General features: G+C 68.2%; 6 protein-coding genes. 2 read left to right on the top strand and 4 right to left on the bottom strand.

From position 1 onward, the window contains the following. Positions 1-30 precede the first annotated feature (30 nt). The 3 genes from pe to ACWDTP_RS15595 all read right to left on the bottom strand — a co-directional run bounded on the left by pe (position 31) and on the right by ACWDTP_RS15595 (position 5,751). Complete coding sequence (pe, locus tag ACWDTP_RS15605; protein ID WP_450021198.1) at positions 31-1,158, bottom strand: acyltransferase PE; 1,128 nt, start codon at positions 1,156-1,158, stop codon at positions 31-33. 57 nt (positions 1,159-1,215) lie between these two features. Beyond that, positions 1,216-4,236: an MMPL/RND family transporter gene (locus ACWDTP_RS15600; protein ID WP_450021196.1), complete on the bottom strand. Its 3,021-nt coding sequence runs from the start codon at positions 4,234-4,236 to the stop codon at positions 1,216-1,218. Between the two features lie 93 nt (positions 4,237-4,329). Continuing rightward, the gene (locus ACWDTP_RS15595) at positions 4,330-5,751 is read right to left on the bottom strand and encodes a condensation domain-containing protein (protein ID WP_450021194.1); all 1,422 of its coding nucleotides are present in this window, start codon (positions 5,749-5,751) and stop codon (positions 4,330-4,332) included. 224 nt (positions 5,752-5,975) lie between these two features. On the opposite strand from ACWDTP_RS15595, the gene ACWDTP_RS15590 reads away from it, so the two are divergent. After that, positions 5,976-17,003, top strand: coding sequence for a type I polyketide synthase (locus tag ACWDTP_RS15590; protein WP_450021192.1), 11,028 nt, complete (start codon positions 5,976-5,978; stop codon positions 17,001-17,003). A gap of 72 nt (positions 17,004-17,075) precedes the next feature. Here ACWDTP_RS15590 and ACWDTP_RS15585 read toward each other — a convergent pair whose 3' ends face one another. Beyond that, positions 17,076-18,155 carry an NAD(P)H-dependent amine dehydrogenase family protein gene (locus tag ACWDTP_RS15585; RefSeq protein ID WP_450021190.1) on the bottom strand — a complete coding sequence of 360 codons (1,080 nt, stop codon included), beginning with the start codon at positions 18,153-18,155 and terminating at the stop codon, positions 17,076-17,078. A gap of 237 nt (positions 18,156-18,392) precedes the next feature. Here ACWDTP_RS15585 and ACWDTP_RS15580 point away from each other — a divergent pair. Beyond that, positions 18,393-18,498 (top strand): acyl-CoA dehydrogenase N-terminal domain-containing protein (locus ACWDTP_RS15580; protein WP_450021240.1); only part of this gene is annotated, 106 nt, incomplete at its 3' end.

Here is an 18,498-nt window from a genome sequence, read left to right as displayed (position 1 = left end):
ATTAGCTCGTCGAAATCCGTTGGCTCGCGGTCAGTGTCCGCCGGACAATACCGACAGCGCACCGTTGACGAGTTCCGACATGGGGTCGGTGCCACCGCCGAACGTCGCCTCGTTGGCCGGTGCGGTGACCTCCACCGGGTCGAAGCCGTTCACCGGATCCACCGTGATCGGGGCGGTCGCCGGATCGTCGTTTCGCGAGTACCCGGCATCCACCCGGGGCTTGAGTATGGCGTCCAGTTGGTTGAGCGTGCCCTGGTCGTATCCGAGGTACTTGAACGGCAACACCAGGGGCAGGTGTTCCTCGGGCACCAGGTACGACGTCGTCGTCGCACCCCTGGAGTTGACCGTGGTCCTGATGTTCTGCGGCGGAACGTTGCTCGGGTTGGTGAACGCGATCGCGGTGTGACCGGTGGCCAGCCCCGCGATGGCGTTGGCGACCGAGAACAGGTTGTCCGGGCGGTCCGGCCAGTCGGCGATGCTGTCGTAGGCGGAGATGAACTGGTCGGTGTGGTACTGGCTCTCCACCGGAGGCGGTATGCGGTAGTCCATGAACGGCACGACGCTGCCCACGGGGAAGTTCTGGGTCAAAAAGCTCTCCCCGAAGGGGTGCTTGGCGATCGGGTCGCCGAACGTCGCGAAGCTCAGCTGATCCGGCGGCGGGGCGGTCGGATCGTTGGCCAGCCGGGCCTTCACGGCGTTGAGCACGAGCGCACCCTCGGACAACCCCATCGCGACGCCGTGCCCCTGGCGGACGGCGGCGTCGAGGTTTCCCTCACCCTCGTCGACCGACTCGCCGATGCTCGGGCCGTCGAGCCCGAGGCCGGGTTTGATCTGTTCGCCGATCGCGCCGATACCGGGGAAGATCCGTTCCAGGGTGTGGCCCTGGACCTGCCCCGCCGGGTAGTCGACCTTCACCCGCTTCATGCCGGGGAACCAGTGCTCGCCGGTCATCCGGATGTACTCGTCGTAGGGAATGCCGAGCACGTGGGCGCCGCCGAGGGCATATGCGGTCCCGGGATCCGACGGCGCAGGCCGCGGTGTCCCACCGGTCGAGGAGCCGAGGGCCTGCGTATCGTCTGCGCCCGCCGACCCGATGCCGAAACATCCTGTGACACCGGCAGTTACCAGCACAGTGAGTCCTGCGAGTAGCTTCTTCATCTCTACCCCTGCCCGCATTGCTTCAGTTCGTAGTTTCACATACATCACGGGTCCCCGCTAACCCGGCTGCTCAGCACGTTCGCCCGATCCTGGCGGACGCAACGACCCGAACCGCCCCGTGGCCCCTCGTGACGGCCACCAGTTCGCCCTGCCGATCAGCGTCGCGATGGCGGGCACGGTGATGGTGCGTACCACGAAGGTGTCCAGCAGAATGCCCACGCCGATCACGAATCCGCCCTGGATCACGATGCCGATGCTGGAGAACAGCAGACCGGCCATCGAGGCCGCGAAGATCAGACCCGCCGCGGTGATCACCCCGCCCGTCGAACCCAGCATACGAATGACGCCGAAACGCGTGCTGTGCGGAGACTCGTCGCGCAGCCGCGACACCATCAGCATGTTGTAGTCGGCACCCACCGCGATCAGCACCACGAACGCCAACGGCGGCACACTCCAGTGCAAATGCTGGCCGAGCAGCGATTGGAACACCAGGACGCCGATGCCCAGCGCCGCGAAATACGAGACCACCACCGACCCGACGAGGTAGAGGGGTGCGATCAGCGAACGCAGCAGCAACATCAGGATCAGCAGAACCACGATCAGTGTCGTGATGATGATGAACCGGATGTCCTGCTGGTAGTAGTCGCGGGTGTCGCGCAGTGCGGCGGGGAACCCACCCATCGATATCGTGGATTCGGCCAGCGTGGTGTTCGGCTGCGCCCCCTTGGCGATGTCCTGGATCTGGTTGACCTGATCCATCGCCTCGGGGCTGAACGGGTTGAGTTTGGTCTGAACCAGATACCGCACCGAACGGCCGTCCGGCGAGACGTAGGCCGCCGAGGCCTTGTGGAACTCGTCGAGACCGAGCACCTCGGGCGGAATGTTGAACCCCGCCTGCGCCGGGTCCTTGGCCTCGTTGCGCATCGACAGCAGAAAAGACGAGGCCTGGTTCAATCCGGCCGAGATCACCCCGACCTGTTTGACGAGTTCGTCGACGCCGCCTGCCACTTCCCGGCTGCCGCCGGCCAGCCGGTTGGCGCCCTGCTGCAGCTCCTTCAAGCCCGATTGCGGACCCCCGGGTTTGTTCAGCCCCATGGCGTTGACGGCCTTGTTGACGCTGGCGAGGGCGTTGTTCAACTTGGTGACCGTCGCCCCGAGGGTCTGCGTGTCGTCACCGGCACCGTTCAGCTGGTGTGCCAGATCGTTGATCTGGTCGAGGCTGCCGTCGTTGTTGGCGTCCATCAGCCGCTGCATCTGGACCCGGGAGTCCCGGCAGGACGGGTTGGCATCGCAGACCGCATTGCCGTTCAGCGCCGCCAGGACCGGGCCGATCCAGGCGAACATGTTCTTGACGGCGGAGAAGTTGACGCCCATCGCGTTGGACAGCGCGTTGATGCTGTCGACCAGCTTGGCGGCGGTGTCGACGTCGCGCACCAGCTTGTCGCCACCGTATTCCGTTCGCACCGAGGAGAACGTCTCGACCACGCTCTGCAGACTCGGCGCGATCCGGTTGATCTGGGTGCGCACGTCGGCGAGGCTGCCCGCCAGTGTGTTGGCCCCGTTGGCCAGCCGGGTGAGGTCGGCGGAACGCTGGTTGATCTGGGCCGAGCCGTCGGCCAGCCGGTCGCCGACGATGCCGGCCTGGAACGTGGCCCGGAACTCCGGCGGCACCTCCCCCAGCGGCCGGGTGATACCGCTGACCAGCCCGACGTCGGGCAGCTGCGCCACCCGCGACGCCAGCTGTTCCAGGTCAGCCAGGCCGCGCGGGGTGCGCAGATCGTGCGGGGACTGGATGAGGATGTATTCCGGAATGGACTGGCTGATCGGGAAATGGCGTTCCAGTGCGGCGTACCCGATCGAACTCGGTGCCGACGACGCGACGACCTTGCGGTCGTCGTAGTTGTACTGCGCGAAGATCGCACTGCCCGCCAGCAGCGCCAGGATCAGCAGGCTGGCGACGAGATGGGGCACCGGCCTGCGCACGATCCGGATCCCCGAACGCCGCCAGAACTTGGCGGTCAGTTCGCGCCGGGGTTTGACCCAGCCGCGCGGCCCGGCCAGCGTCAATATCGCGGGCAGCAGGGTCAGCCCGGCCAGGAACGCGACGCCGATCCCGATCGCCGCGGAGGTTCCGACCGTTCGGAACACACCCATTTTCGTGAAGCTCAGCAGCAGGAAGGTCAGCCCCACCGTCGCGGCGGATGCGGTGATGACCTTGCCGATCGAGAACATCGCCTTCTCGACGGCCTGGTCGGAGTCCGCGCCCGATCTCAGATAGTCGTGATAGCGGCTGATCAGGAAGACCGCGTAATCGGTGCCGGCGCCGGCCATGATCGCGCTCAGGAACACCACCGACTGGTTCGACACCCCCGCACCGGTGAGCTGGGAGAAACCCGCCACCAGTGCCTGGGCGATCAGCAGCGACGATCCGATCGTCACCAGCGGCAGCAGCATGGTGACCGCGCTGCGGTAGACCAGCAACAGCACGGCCAGGACCAGGACGGCGATCGCGATCTCGATCGGCAGCCGGTCCTGCTGACCGGCGACGGTGAGGTCGGCGGCGGTGGCCGCGGGACCGGTGAGGTGCACGGCCATCGGGCTACCGGCGGTACTGCGTTCGACGATGTCGGAGACCCGGTTGAACGATTCGATCGCGCGCGGTGTGCCCAACTCGCCGGTGAGGCCCACCGGCAGCACCCAGGTGGTCTTGTCCTTACTGGTCAGGAAGTCGCGCAGCTGTGGGGTGCCGACGAAGTCCTGCACGCTGACGACATCCCGCTGGTCGTCCTTCAGCGCGTCCACCAGCTTGCGGTAGGTCGCCTCGTCGGCGAATCCGAGCCCGTTCTCGTTGATCAGGGCGACCAGCAGCAGGTCGTCGTTGGCCGATTCGTGAAACGCCTCGGTCATCTTCTGGGCGGTGACACTCGACGGCGCATCGGCGGGCAGGATGGCGAGCGGATGTTTTTCCGCCATTTCGCCGAGCGAGGGGAACGACAGCGGTAAGACCACCAACAACGCGGCCCAGACCCCGATGACCGCCCAGGGCCACCGCACCACGAGACCGGCTAGCCGTCGCATGTCGCCCTCACCTTCGCCCCGAATCGGGGTTCAGCGGAAAATCCTTGGCCATTACCGTCCCTGCTTCTCGCGTCCGCAGCAGTTTGCTCGTCGCTAGGCGACGCGGCCCCAGTGCCCGCTGTCAGCAACCCTTCCCGACACCGATTTCATCGCCCCGAGGTAGCGGGCGACCGATTTCCTGGCAACGCCATTGTCGGGATGCATGATCGCCATGACCGTGCCCTCGCCGTACCGGAAAATGTAGATCGTCAATTGATACGAGAACCGATCGTCGGGATACATTCCGATATTGTTCGCCAGCCCCATGTCGCCGGCCGCGAGGATCGCGTTGAGCGGTGCCGCACCGCCGTGCAGAAAGTTCGACACCGGAAAGTTCGGCCGCGGCCAGTTCAGCCACGGAGCCAACTCGAGAACGCGATAATACGGCACTCTCGCCATATCCAGGCCGGAATCGAAAGAACTCTGCGCGGCCCACGCGGCATCGCTGAAAGACGTCGCCGCCACCGGAACGGTGATCGGGATCAGACCGGTGAACCAGCCCTGCGTCATGAAATTGTCGCCCGCGGTGCGGGAATCCCTCGGCGTGAGACCGTAATAGGTGAGAGCACCGGTGAATTCGTGTTCCACCAGGCCCAGACATGCGAACAGACCGCCGACGAAGCGCGCACCGGCCGCCGAGCAGGCCGCGTCGAAGCGTTCCGTCTGCGCCGGACTCATCAGCACCTCCGAGGACCAGGCGCTGCTGGTCGCCTCGTTCGGGTCGCCAAGCGGCAGTGGAAATTCCGGAAAGCCGTCGCCGTTGTTCTCGGCGAAGTCCAGCCACGCGCGCACGCCAGGCGAATCCAGCGTCAACGCCGACGTGTATTCCCGCTCGCGGACACAGAAGTCGTCGAAACTACCGGCGTCGGGCAGCGTGAGAGCCTCACCACTGCCGCTCATCGCCGAATACATTCCGTTGGCTTCCATCATTGTGGTGCCGATCAGCGTGGCATCCCCGTGGACGTGATCCATGGCGGCGAAGAATGTGAAGTGACTTTCGTTCTGCACGATGCCGAACGTGAAGCAACCCCACTCCAGCGGGTTCGGAATGTCGGTGACGTGCGACCGGATTTCGTCGACCGTCATGGTGCCCTGATCGACGGGTTGGAATTCGATGTCGGCCGGGTCGTCGATGGCATGCCGGACGAACTGTCCGTCACCGGATTCTTCGAACCAACTGCGGAAGGTGTCGTGCCGCCGCAGATAGGTATTCACGGCGTGATCCATGGCCGCGATATCGCAGTGGCCGGCTACCTCGCAGCTGGCGATTATCTGTCGGGAGAAGTTCAATCCCGCCGCTTTACGTTCGCTGTAGTTACGAAGATGCTGGCTCTGCATATAGCTAACCGGAACCGCACTCACCGGCGCCTGCCTGGCCTTTTCCCGAGCCGCTGGGGTCGGTTGCCAAGAGGTCACCGAGCCCGGACTCAATGACCATTCATCAAGTGCGCCAACCGTTATCTTACCGATGCGCAAAACTTGGCCCTTCCCGCTCGGCCGGCAGGGGGGCCGGCACAACTCGTCGCGGCATCAACATACCCTCGGTTCTACCGCAACTGTCCGGCACAGGTTCCTGCCAGGCCAGCGAACCCCGCACAGCTGGGCTAAGCGTGCAATAGTGTGCGTCGGAGTCGATCTTCAGGCGCTGCGGGGGCGCGCGGAGTCATATTGCGGCCGCCGATGCTTAGGAGGACAACGCCATGGGATCCGTCGACCATCCAGATGAGCAGCCGCCCCGTTTCGCCATCGTCGGCTACGCGGGACGTTTTCCAGGGGCCCCTGATGCGGATGAGTTCTGGGAGGTGTTGCGCGAGGGCCGCGACGCGATATCTGAGGTACCCGGCGACCGCTGGGACGCCGACGACTTCTTCGACCCGGAACCCGGTGCACCAGGCAAGGTCGTGACCCGTCGGGCCGGCTTCGTCGACGATGTGACCGGGTTCGACGCGCCGTTCTTCGGCATGTCGACCCGCGAGGTCAGGCTGATGGACCCGCAGCACCGGCTGCTGCTGGAGACGGCGTGGCGCGCGGTGGAACATTCCGGCACCTCACCGGCGGCGCTGGCCGACACCAACACCGGTGTGTTCGTCGGTCTGGCCACCCACGACTACCTGGGCATGGCCTCCGACGAGCTGACCTATCCCGAAATCGAGGCCTATATGGCCATCGGGACCTCGAATGCCGCCGCGGCGGGGCGGATCAGCTACCGGCTCGGTCTGCAGGGCCCGTCGGTCGCCGTCGACACCGCGTGCAGCTCGTCGCTGGTGGCCATCCATCAGGCGTGCCAAGCACTTCGCTTAGGCGAGTGCGATCTCGCGCTGGCCGGCGGCGCCAATGTTTTGCTGACCCCGGCGACCATGATCACGTTCTCCAGCGCGCACATGCTCGCGCCGGACGGCCGGTGCAAGACCTTCGACGCGGCCGCCGACGGCTACGTGCGCGGCGAGGGCTGCGGCGTCATCGTCATCAAACGCCTCGAGGACGCGGTCCGCGACGGTGACCGGATCCGGGCCGTGATCCGCGGCAGTGCGATCAACCAGGACGGCGCATCTGGCGGCCTGACGGTGCCCAACGGCGTCGCCCAGCAACGCGTCATCACCGACGCGCTGAAGCGGGCCCGCCTCGAACCCAGCGACGTCGGCTATCTGGAGGCACACGGCACCGGGACGTCGCTGGGCGACCCGATCGAGGCGCAGGCCGCGGGCGCGGTGTACGGCGCCGGACGGGAAACCGACCGGCCGCTGCTGATGGGTTCGGTGAAGACCAACATCGGGCACCTGGAGGCGGCCGCGGGCATCGCGGGTGTCCTCAAGGTCGTCCTGTCGTTGGAGAACGAGCTGCTGCCGCGACACCTGCACTTCGAGAACCCGTCGCCGCACATTCCCTGGGACCGGCTCGCCGTGCAGGTCGTCAAGGAGTCCACCGCATGGGAACGCAATGAGCGCCCACGCATCGCGGGCATCAGCTCGTTCGGCTTCGCCGGCACCAACGCGCACGTCATCCTCGAAGAGGCCCCGCAGCAGGCGCCGGCGGCACCCGCCGCCGACCCCGACGACCGGCGGTTCGGTGTGCTGCCGCTCTCGGCCCGGACCCCCGCGGCCCTGGTGCGGCTCGCCGACGGGTACCGCAGCTGGCTGAACGCGCATCCCGAGGCCACCGTGGCGGATGTGTGCTTCACGGCCGGGGCCGGACGGGCCCACCTCGAGCATCGGGCCGCGTTGGTGGTCAATTCCCGAGAATCCGCGATCGACCTGCTCGGCGCGCTCGCCGACGACCGCCCCGCCCCCGGGTTGGTGCGCGGGGAATCCCACGACACCCCGAAGACGGCGTGGCTGTTCACCGGCCAGGGCAGCCAGTACCCCGGCATGGCCCGTGAGCTGTTCGACACCGAACCGGTGTTCGCCGAGGCGGTGCAGCGGTGCGCGGCCGCGGTGGCCGACACGCTGGAGAAGCCGCTGCTCGACGTCATCTTCGAGCTGGACGCCCCGGATGCCGACGAGACGCTGCGGCAGACCTCTTACGCGCAGCCCGCCCTGTTCGCCGTGGAGATGGGTCTGGCCCAGCTCTGGCAGTCCTGGGGCTTCGAGCCGGACGTGGTGCTCGGCCACAGCGTCGGCCAGTACTCGGCGGCCTGCGTCGCTGGCGTGCTCGGTCTCGAGGACGGCGCGCGGCTGATGGCCGAACGCGGCCGGCTGTTCGGCAGCCTGCCCGCCGGTGGCCGGATGGTCGCAGTGTTCACCGCCGCGCAGCGGGTCGAGAGCCTCACCGACGAATACCCGACCCTTTCGGTCGCCGCCTACAACGGCGCCAACACCGTGCTGTCCGGGCCCGCGCAGGACCTGGAGCAGGCGGTGGCCGGGCTCACCGCCGACGGGGTCCGCTGCGACTGGCTGGAGACCAGCCACGCCTTCCACTCGGCGCTGCTGGACCCGATCCTCGACGAGTTCGAGGCGTATGCGGACCGGTTCACGTTCCGGGCGCCCCAGCGGATGCTGATCGACAACCGCACCGGCGCCGCCCTCGGCCGCAGCGTCAAGATCGACGGCGCCTACTGGCGCAGGCACGCACGCCAACCGGTGGAGTTCGCCAAGAGCGTGCGCACCCTCGCCGAGCTGAACTGCAAGCTGCTGGTCGAGATCGGACCGCGGCCGGTGCTCACCGCCACGGCCCTGAGCGCCTGGCCGGACCAGGCCACCGCACCGCGGGTGATCGCGTCGCTGCGCCGCAACACCGCCGACCACCGCCAGATCATCGAGGCCGTCGCCGATGCCTACGTGCTGGGCCACCTACCCGAGTTCTCCGCGCTTGGATCGCCGCAGGCCCGCAAGCTCGACCTGCCCACCTATCCGTTCGAGCGCCGCCAGTACTGGTTCTCCGACAGCCGGGAGGGCAACGGCAACGGCGCGGATCGGGCCGACCGGCAACGGCCGGTCGCCGCGCGGACCCAGGCCGTCCGCCTGCTCGAGGACGGCCGGATCGAAGAACTCGCGGCCCTGCTCGACGGTGCCGGCGACGATCAACAGACCCGCGATGTGCTGACCAAGCTTGCGGCACAACACAACCAACAGCGCACGACCCAGTCCATCGCGGACGACCGCTACGAGTTCCGCTGGGAGAAGTCCCCCACTCCGCTGGGCGGCGCCGACGCCGCGGCCGATACCTCCTGGATCCTGTTCGGCGAGGACGGCGACGCCATCCGCCCGCTGGTCGACGCGCTGACCTCGCGCGGTCACCGCTACCGGATCATCGGACTGCCCGGCTCCGACACCGACGAGGAGAAGCTCGTCGATGCGTTCCGCGCTGCCGCGCTGGATGATTCGACGCTGCGCATCCTGCACGTCGCGGCGGTCGACGCCGCCGGCCCCGAAACCGAGCCGTCGATGCAGTCGCTGTTGCGGATGCAGCACCGGATCCTCGGCGGCACCCGGCGGCTGTTCCGAGCCGCGATCGCGGCGGAACTACGCAGCCCGATCTGGATGGTGACCCGCGGCGCACAGCGCGTCACCGACACCGACTCGGTCGCACCGGATCAGAGCTGCCTGTGGGGATTCGGCCGGGCCGCCGCACTGGAGCTTCCGCACATGTGGGGCGGGTTGGCCGACCTTTCCGCCGGAGCCGGAGCCGGTAGCGGGGCTGATGAGTGGGCCCGGCTCGTCGACCGGGTCACGGCATCGCACGACGCGGCCGTGCGGGAGGACCAGATCGCGCTGCGTGAGCAGGAGGTCTACGTCCCCCGGCTGGTCCGGCGGGCCGATGAGCCCAGCGGCAAGCCGCTTGAGCTACGCACCGACGCAACATATCTGGTGACCGGTGGGCTGGGGTCCATCGGGCTGGAGGTCGCCGGCTACCTGGCCGCGCACGGCGCTCAGCACCTGGTGCTGACCAGCAGGCGCGCACCCGACGATGCCGCCCAGCAGCGCATCGATGCGCTGCGCGATCAGCATGGCTGTGAATTCCGGGTCATCGCCACCGATGTCGCCGACGCACATGACGTCACCCGGCTGCTGACCACCGTGCAGGCCGAACTGCCGCCGCTGGCCGGGATCGTCCACGCCGCGGGTGAGATCGGCACCACCGCCCTCGGCGACCTCGACGACGCCGAGGTGGATCGGGTCTTCGCCGGGAAGGTCTGGGGTGCTTGGCATCTGAGCCAGGCGGCGATCGATCTGCGGCTCGACTTCTTCATCAGCACCTCGTCAATCGCCTCGGTATGGGGCGGATACGGCCAAACCGCCTACGGTGCGGCGAACGCATTCCTGGACGGACTGGCCTGGCGCCTGCGCGAGCAGGGCATCGCCGGGACCAGCGTCAACTTCGGTCCGTGGTCGGCCGGGATGGCCGATGCGGAATCCCGTGCCCGGCTGGACCGCCGGGGCATCCGGACGTTGTCACCCGCCGACGCGCTGGCGGGCATGGCCGACGTGGTGGCGGCCGCCACGGCACGCGGCGGCGCCCAGGGAAGTGTGACCAGGATCGACTGGGCCCGCTTCCTGCCGCTCTACCAGCAGGCCGGGCGGCGGGGATTCCTGGCCGAGCTGGAGCGCGAACTGCCCACCCAGCCGACGGATGCGGCCGTGACACCGGCCGGGAAGCCTCAGCTGGTCGAGCGGCTCGCGGCGGCTCCCGTGCAGCAGCGCAAGCGGCTTCTGACCGATTATCTGCGCGAATCGGTCGCCGAGGTGACCAGGGTGGATGCCGCCGAGATCCGTGAGGACGCCGGCTTTTTCGACCTCGGCATGGACTCGCTGATGGCCGTCGAGTTGCGCCGCCGCATGGAACAGGGGGTCGGCGCCGAGATTCCCGTCACCCTGGTGATGGATTACCCGCGGATTTCCGATGTGGCCGACTATCTGCTGGGCGATGTGCTCGGGCTCAGCGAGCAGCCGTCGGGTCCCCGCCCGGAATCGGTGGTGACGACACGCACCGACGAGCCGATCGCGATCGTCGCGGTGTCGTGCCGTTTCCCCGGCGCCCCCGACCCCGAGGCGTTCTGGGACGTGCTCGCCGGCGGTGTCGATACGATCCGGGAGGTCCCGGAGGACCGCTTCGACATCGACGAGTTCTACGATCCGGATCCCGAGACCGCGGGCAAGACGTACACCCGCTTCGGTGGATTCCTCGACGGCATCGACGGATTCGATCCGGAGTTCTTCGGGATCTCGCCGCGCGAGGCCGTCTGGATCGAGCCCCAGCAGCGGCTGATGCTCGAAACGGTCTGGGAGGGGCTGGAGCGGGCCGGGTACTCCCCGGCCTCGTTGCGCGGCAGCCGAACCGGAATCTTCGCGGGCGTCGCCGCCAACGAGTACGCGCATCTGCTGTCCTCGGAGTCGATCGACAAGATCGAGCCCTACTTCATCACCGGCAATGCGCTCAACGCGATATCGGGCCGGGTGGCCTTCGCGCTCGGCTTGGAGGGTCCGGCCGTCGCGGTGGACACCGCGTGCAGCTCGGCATTGGTGGCGGTCCACCAGGCCTGCCAGGCACTGCACTCCGGCGACTGCGATATGGCCCTGGCCGGCGGTGTGAACGTGCTGCTTTCACCGGTGACGGTGGTCGCCGCTTCCCGCGCCAGGATGCTGTCCCCGGTCGGGCGGTGCAAGACCTTCGACGCCTCCGCCGACGGCTATGTGCGCAGTGAAGGCTGCGGAATTCTCGTGCTGAAGAGGTTAAGCGACGCCGAGCGCGACGGGGACCGCGTCATGGCCGTGATCCCCGGCAGCGCCGTCAACCAGGACGGCGCCTCCAGCGGCCTGACGGTACCCAATGGCGGTGCCCAGCAACGGCTGATCGGAACCGTGCTGGCCCGCGCCGGTCTGGCCGGCGGGGACGTCGACTACCTCGAGGCGCACGGGACCGGCACCCCGCTGGGGGATCCGATCGAGGTGCAGGCCGCCGCGGCCGCCTTCGGCGGTGCCCGCGATGCGGACCGGCCGCTGCTGATGGGGTCGGTGAAGTCCAACATCGGGCACACCGAATCGGCTTCCGGCGCAGCGGGTCTGATCAAGGTCGTGCTGTCACTGCAGAACGACCTGCTGCCGCAGAGCCTGCACTTCGACAACCCGTCGCCGCACATCCCGTGGGATTCGCTGCCGGTGCGGGTCGTGGACAAGGCGGTTCCGTGGCAGGCCAACGGCAGGCCGCGGCGCGCCGGGGTGAGTTCCTTCGGGTTCACCGGAACCAACGCGCACGTGCTGATCGAGGAGGCCCCGGCGGCCGCGCCCGCCGGCGACGTGGCCGACGACGCCGCGCCCGAGGATGCGACGCAGGCCAAGGGCGAACAGGCCCATGTGCTGACGCTGTCGGCGCGGTCACCGGAGGCCCTGGTGGCGCTGGCGCAGCGTTACGACACCTGGTTGGGTGCCCATCCCGACGCCGACCTGGCCGATGTGTGCCTCACCGCGGGCACCGGCCGCTCCCACTTCGAACACCGCGCCGCGCTGGTGGTGGATTCGGTCCAGGCGGCCCGCGACGGCCTGGCCGATCTCGCCGACAACCGCACCCGGCCCGGCGTGGCACGCGGTGAGCACACCCACCACCCGACGACGGCGTGGTTCTTCACGGGGCAGGGCAGCCAGTATGCCGGGATGGCACGTGAGTTGTTCGACGCGGAGCCGGTTTTCGCCGAGACCGTGACCCGGTGCGCCGACGCGGTCAAGGACATGCTGCCGGTCCCGTTGCTGGAGGTGGTTTTCGCCACCGATCGCGAGACCGGTGGCGCGGCCGGGGAACGGTTGCGGCACACGTCGTTTGCACAACCGGCCCTGTTCGCCGTCGAGATGGGCCTGGCCCGGCTGTGGCAGTCCTGGGGCATCCAGCCCGACGTGGTGCTCGGGCACAGCGTCGGCCAATACGCCGCGGCGTGTGTGGCCGGGGTGTTCAGCCTCGAGGACGGTGCGCGGCTGATGGCCGAGCGCGGCCGGATGTTCGGCAGCCTGCCCGAGGGCGGCCGGATGGTGGCGGTGTTCAACGACGCCAAACACGTCGAGGCGGTCGCCGGTGAGTTCCCGCGGGTGTCGGTCGGGGCCTACAACGGACCCAACACCGTGCTGTCGGGTCCCGGTGAGGATCTGGAGCAGGTCGTCGCGAAGTTCACCGAGGAGGGGATCCGCTGCACCTGGCTGGAGACCAGCCATGCCTTCCATTCCGAGCTGCTGGATCCGGTACTCGACGAATTCGAGGCGTACGCAGCGCAGTTGGAGTACGCCGCGCCGACGTTGCCGCTGGTCTGCAACCGCACCGGGGCCGTGCTGACGGCCCAGACCCCGCTCGACGGCCAGTACTGGCGCCGGCATTCGCGCCAGCCGGTGCAGTTCGCCGAAAGCGTGCGCACCGTGGCCGCGCTGGGCTGCTCGGTGTTGATGGAGATCGGTCCGCAACCGGTGCTGACCGGGGCCGCGGTGCAGGTCTGGCCGGAGCACCTGGCCGCGCCACGGGCCATCGTCTCGATGCGCAAGGGCGTCGGTGACCGGCGTCAGATCGCCGACGCACTGTCCGCGGCCTACGTCGGGGGGCACCAGCCCGATTTCGCCGCGCTGCACCGCAAGCCCGGGCACCGGCTGGAACTCCCCACCTATCCGTTCCAGCGCCGCCGCTTCTGGCCCAAGACCTCGGCCATCACGGTCGACGGCCCCACTGCGTCCGGGATCCTGGGCAGTGCCAAGGATCTGGCGTCCGGCGACTCCATCTACACCAGCAGGTTGTCGGTCAGATCACAGCCGTGGCTTTCCGACCACGTCATCTACGGCACCGTCGTCGTCCCCGGGGCCACGTACGCGGCGATGGCACTGGCCGCGGTCGGTACTCCGGCACACGCCAAGGACGTCTTCTTCTACGAGCCGATCATCCTGCCGGAGAAGAGTTCGCGTGAGGTGCAGCTGACATTGCATCCTCAGGGCGGCGACGGCGAGTTCAGTTTCCAGGTGCACAGCCGCCCGTACGGCGAGCGCGGCGCCGAGTGGTCGCTGAACGCCGAGGGCACGGTGGTCACCGGCGTCGGCGACGACGTCGACACCGACGAGCAGTCGGGACCTGTCGACGAGGCGATCGAGCGCCTGCAGCGCATGCGTCCGCAAGAGTTGTTCGAGACCTTCGCCGACCTCGAGCTGGCGTGGGGGCCGACCTGGTCCGGATCCCTGAAGTCGTTGTGGCTCGGCGAGGGTGAGGCGATCGGTGACATCCTGGTCGGCGAGGAACTCGCCGAGCAGCTCGGAACCGAGCCCATGCATCCCGTCCTGATGGACCTGTGCACCGGCGTCGCCTTCCCCGCGTTCCCGGCGCTGCTCGCGGCCGAACAAGGGGTGAACGATCTGTTCCTGCCGCTGCGCTACGGGCAGGTGACACTGCGGGAGAAGATGCCGCGGCGGTTCTACTGCCGGGCGAGGTGGCACGAGAGCGCCCTCGACAGCGAAACCCAGGTCTTCGACCTCGATTACCTCGATCGGGATGGCCGTCACCTAGGTGGGGTTCGCGACTTCACGGTGAAACGCGCACCCCGCGAGGCGCTGCTGCGCGGCCTCGGCGGTGACGCCACCCGGCTGCTCTACACCCTGGGCTGGCACGAGGTGCCGGTGTCCGGCGAGGAGAACGCGACCGCGAGCGGGACCTGGCTGATCGCCGGATTCGACGAGCTGGCCGCCAAGGTGCCGGGCTGCATTCCGTTCGACCGGAGTACCGACCCGGAACTGTTGGGTCAGGTGCTGACCCAGTCCGCCGAGCGGGGCGTGCCGTTCTCCGGTGTGGTCTGGCGCGCCGCCGCACCCGGCGGCACGCAGGACCACGAGCGGCTCGAGACCGAGATCGCCAATCTCCTCAGTGCGGTGCACACCGTGCAGGGCGGCGCGAAACTGCCTGGCGGGCTGTGGATCGTGACCGAGCGGGCCGTCGCCACCGAATCCGGTGAGCCGGTCGACCCGGTGCAGGCTGCGCTGTGGGGCTTCGGGCGGACCACGATCAACGAGGAACCGGCGCTGCGCGCCAAACTCATCGACTGTGACGGTTCACCGGAGGCCGTGCAGGTGCTGGCCGGCCTGCTGGCCGACCCGGTGGACGAGCCGGAACTGGCGGTGCGACAAGGCAAGCTGCTCGCGTCCCGGTTGCTGCCGTGGGCCCGCAGCGGCCATCTCACGGTGCCGCGGGGCGGGGACTTCGTCCTGGCGCCCACCGAACGGGGTGCGATCGACAACCTGCGACTGATCGAGAAGGACGTGCCCGCACCCGAAGAGGGCTACGTGCAGGTCCGGGTCGAGGCCGCGGGCCTCAACTTCCGTGATGTGCTCAACGTCCTCGGGCTCTACCCGGGCGATCCGGGACCGGTCGGCGGCGACTTCGCCGGCGTCGTCACGCAGCTCGGCGAGGGTGTCGACACGGGACTCGAAGTGGGACAACGCGTCTACGGCTCCATGCAGGGGGCGTTCGCCAGCCGGTTCAACGTGCCCGCGCAGTTCCTGGCGCCGATCCCGGACGGGGTGAGCGCGGTGGAGGCCGCGACCATCCCGGCCGCCGCACTCACGGTCAGGCTGTCCTTCGACTGGGCGCAGCTCAAGCCCGGCGACAAGGTGCTCATCCACGCCGCCAGCGGTGGGGTCGGATTGGCCGCGATCCAGATGGCCCAGGCGAAGGGCGCCACGGTGTTCGCCACCGCGAGCACCTACAAGCGTGCGACGCTACGCAAGCTGGGTGTCGAATACGTCTACGATTCGCGCACAACGGATTTCGCCGACCAGATCCTGGCCGACACCGACGGTGCGGGTGTGGACGTCGTGCTCAACAGCCTGACCGGCGAGGGGTTCATCGAGGCGACCATCCGGGCCACCGCCCAGGGCGGCCGCTTCGCCGAGATCGCCAAGCGCGATATCTGGACATCCGAGCAGATGGCGCAGGCCCGGCCCGATATCGCCTACGAGATCGTCGCGTTGGACACGGTGATGTTCACCGAACCCGATCGCATTCGTGACCTGCTCACCGAGGTGTCCGACGGCTTGGCCACGGGTGAGTGGGCGCCGCTGCCTGCCGAGATCTACCCACTGACCGAGGCAAGGGCCGCGTTCCGGCGGATGCAGCAGGCGCGCCACATCGGCAAGATCGTGGTGCAGATTCCGAACCCGCTGCAGCCGAGGCCCGATCGGAGCTACCTGATCACCGGTGGTCTCGGGGCGATCGGTCTGCACACCGCGTCGTATCTGGCCCAGCTCGGGGCGGGCGACATCGTGTTGAGCAGCCGGCGGGCTCCGGACGCGGACGCACAACGGGTGATCGAGGAGATCGCCGACCGCTACAAGTGCCGCGTCCACGTCTTCTCGGCCGATGTCGGCGAGGAGTCCGAGGTCGCCGCGCTGCTGGAGCGGATTCGCGCCGAGCTGCCGCCGCTGGCCGGGGTCGCGCATCTGGCCGGTGTGCTCGACGATGCGCTGTTGGGCCAGCAGAGTGTGGAGCGGTTCCGGACGACGTTGGCTCCCAAGGCGTTCGGCGCCGGCCACCTGGACCGGCTGACCGAGGACGACGATCTGGACTTCTTCATCGTGTCCTCCTCGGTGTCGAGCCTGTTCGGTTCACCCGGCCAGTCCAACTACGCGACCGCCAATGCCCTGCTCGACGGCCTGATCGCGCGGAGACGGTCGCAGGGCCTGCCCGCCACCGGGGTCAACTTCGGACCGTGGGCCCAGGGCGGCATGGCCTCCTCGGACGCCGCCACCGCCAATATCAGTGCCCAGGGCCTGATTCCGCTGGAGCCGTCGGCAGCGCTGACCGCGCTGGGCGAGGTCGTGGCCAACGGGACCGGGCAGGCGACCGTGCTCAAGGCCAACTGGCAGCGCGCCGCGAAGGTGCTCGGCAGTTCTCGGCCGCCGATCCTCGATCTGGTGCTGCCGAGCGCCGCCGGGGAGGTGACCGGTGACAGCGAGTTGCTCAAGCAGCTGCTGGAGATCCCGGTGCCGCAGCGCGCGGGCTTCGTCACCGAGTTCCTGCAACGCGAGGTGCAGAACTTCCTGCGGCTCGCCCAGCCGCCCGCGGCGACGAGTCGGTTCCTGGACCTGGGCACGGATTCACTGATGGCGATCGAGCTCCGCAACCGGCTGCACAGCCAGTTCGGCGGCAAGTTCACCATCAATGCGACGGCGGTGTTCGACTATCCGACCATCGGCGGGCTCGCCGAGTATCTCGTGGCCCAGCTGCCCGATACCGAGTCGGACGAGTCACCGTCGGAGGAGCAGCCGGCAGAGGCACCGGACTAACCCCGCGAGCAGACGCTGCGGTACCCGAAATCCAGCATTTCCGGGTACCGCGGCGTCTGCTCGGCAGAGAAGTCAGGCCCAGCGGACGGACTCGGCCTCGGCGGGCAGGGCCGAACGTAACGGCACCTGCAGACCGTCGTAAATGCCGGGCTTCTGGGTGCCCAGCCAGTTGAGCGCACCCAGCAGGCGGTTGGCGGCCGTGGTGTTACCGCCGTCGGCCCTGGTGCCGCCGGGGACGTCGGCGCGCACCACGATGCTCAGCTGCGGATCGCCGTCGATGATCACCCGGTGATCGCCGACCCCCTCGTCGGGTTGTGGCCAGTCCGGCGCGCAGGACGGATCGATGCGGGTGATGTGTTCGATGACGATCCGCTCCACGCCGTGCGACCACCCGATCACCTGCAACCGGAACGCCCCCTGGGTGCCCGCCTCGAAACGGCCCATGACGTTGTCGACCGGTTCGGTGAGGGCCAGCCGTTGCACCTCCTCGGTGATCTCGTCGATCTCCAAGCCCAGGCCGCGGCCGATCAGGCGGACATTGCCGCCCCACACCATCGTGGGGATGGACGGCAGCAGCATCATCGGCGTCTCGTCCATCGAGCCCCCGAATCCGCACAGCACCCGCACCGAATGCGGCTGGTCGTAGGTGGAGTAGTCGAAGATCTCCTGACAGCGGATCGTCCTGATCCGCGTGCAGAGCCCGGCCGCGATCACCGCGAGCGCATCGTTCCCCCAGCCGGGGTCGACGCCACTGACGAGGAGCGCGGCGTTGCCCTCCGCGGCGGCGTCGGTGAGACGGTCCACCCACTCCTTGGGCGCCGAGGCCGGGTCGTACAACGAGTACAGCGACGGGGTCACCACATGTTTGCCAGCACGTAGGCAACGCTCGATATCGGCGACAGCCTCCTCCGGCCGGATATCCCCGGAGGCCATATAGGCCACCGCATCGCACACCCCGAGCGCCGCGTCGACGTCGGTGGTGGCCGCCACCCCGGTCGCGGCGTCCAACTTGGCAAAGGTCGCGGCGTCACGACCCTGCTTGTCCTGCGTCGACGTGATGACCGCGGCCAGCTCCAAACCCGGAAACGCCACCGCCGACCGGATCGCCGTCGACCCCATATTGCCTGTGCCCCACACTGCGATTCGCTGCATCGGACCACCGTAGACAGCCGGTCGGTGATGAGCCTCACATTCGCCCATATGCGCAGGATGCAGGGGTGCTACCGGCGGTTCCGGGTGATCGATCAACTACCGGGTTGGTTAGTCGGCGGAAATTGCTCGCGCGCGCTTTGCGTTGAAGTTACCGGACGGTATAGTTAGCCGCAGTTACTGGTGGGTAACTTAACCGGAGTACCCAACCTCAAGTGGCATTCTCATCGAGGAGGAAACGTGAGCCACTACAAGAGCAATGTCCGTGACCAGGTGTTCAACCTGTTCGACGTGTTCGGCGTGGACAAGGCACTGGGTGCAGGCTCCTACAGCGACCTGGATGCCG

The organism is Mycobacterium sp. NPDC003449, from assembly GCF_053588415.1.
This window is presented reverse-complemented; position numbering and strand designations above follow the sequence as displayed.

Excerpts from the sequence above, each read along its gene's own strand:
- pe (WP_450021198.1), bottom strand. The coding sequence starts at position 1,158 with ATGAAGAAGCTACTCGCAGGACTCACTGTGCTGGTAACTGCCGGTGTC.
- ACWDTP_RS15585 (WP_450021190.1), bottom strand. The coding sequence starts at position 18,155 with ATGCAGCGAATCGCAGTGTGGGGCACAGGCAATATGGGGTCGACGGCG.
- ACWDTP_RS15590 (WP_450021192.1), top strand. The coding sequence starts at position 5,976 with ATGGGATCCGTCGACCATCCAGATGAGCAGCCGCCCCGTTTCGCCATC.
- ACWDTP_RS15600 (WP_450021196.1), bottom strand. The coding sequence starts at position 4,236 with ATGCGACGGCTAGCCGGTCTCGTGGTGCGGTGGCCCTGGGCGGTCATC.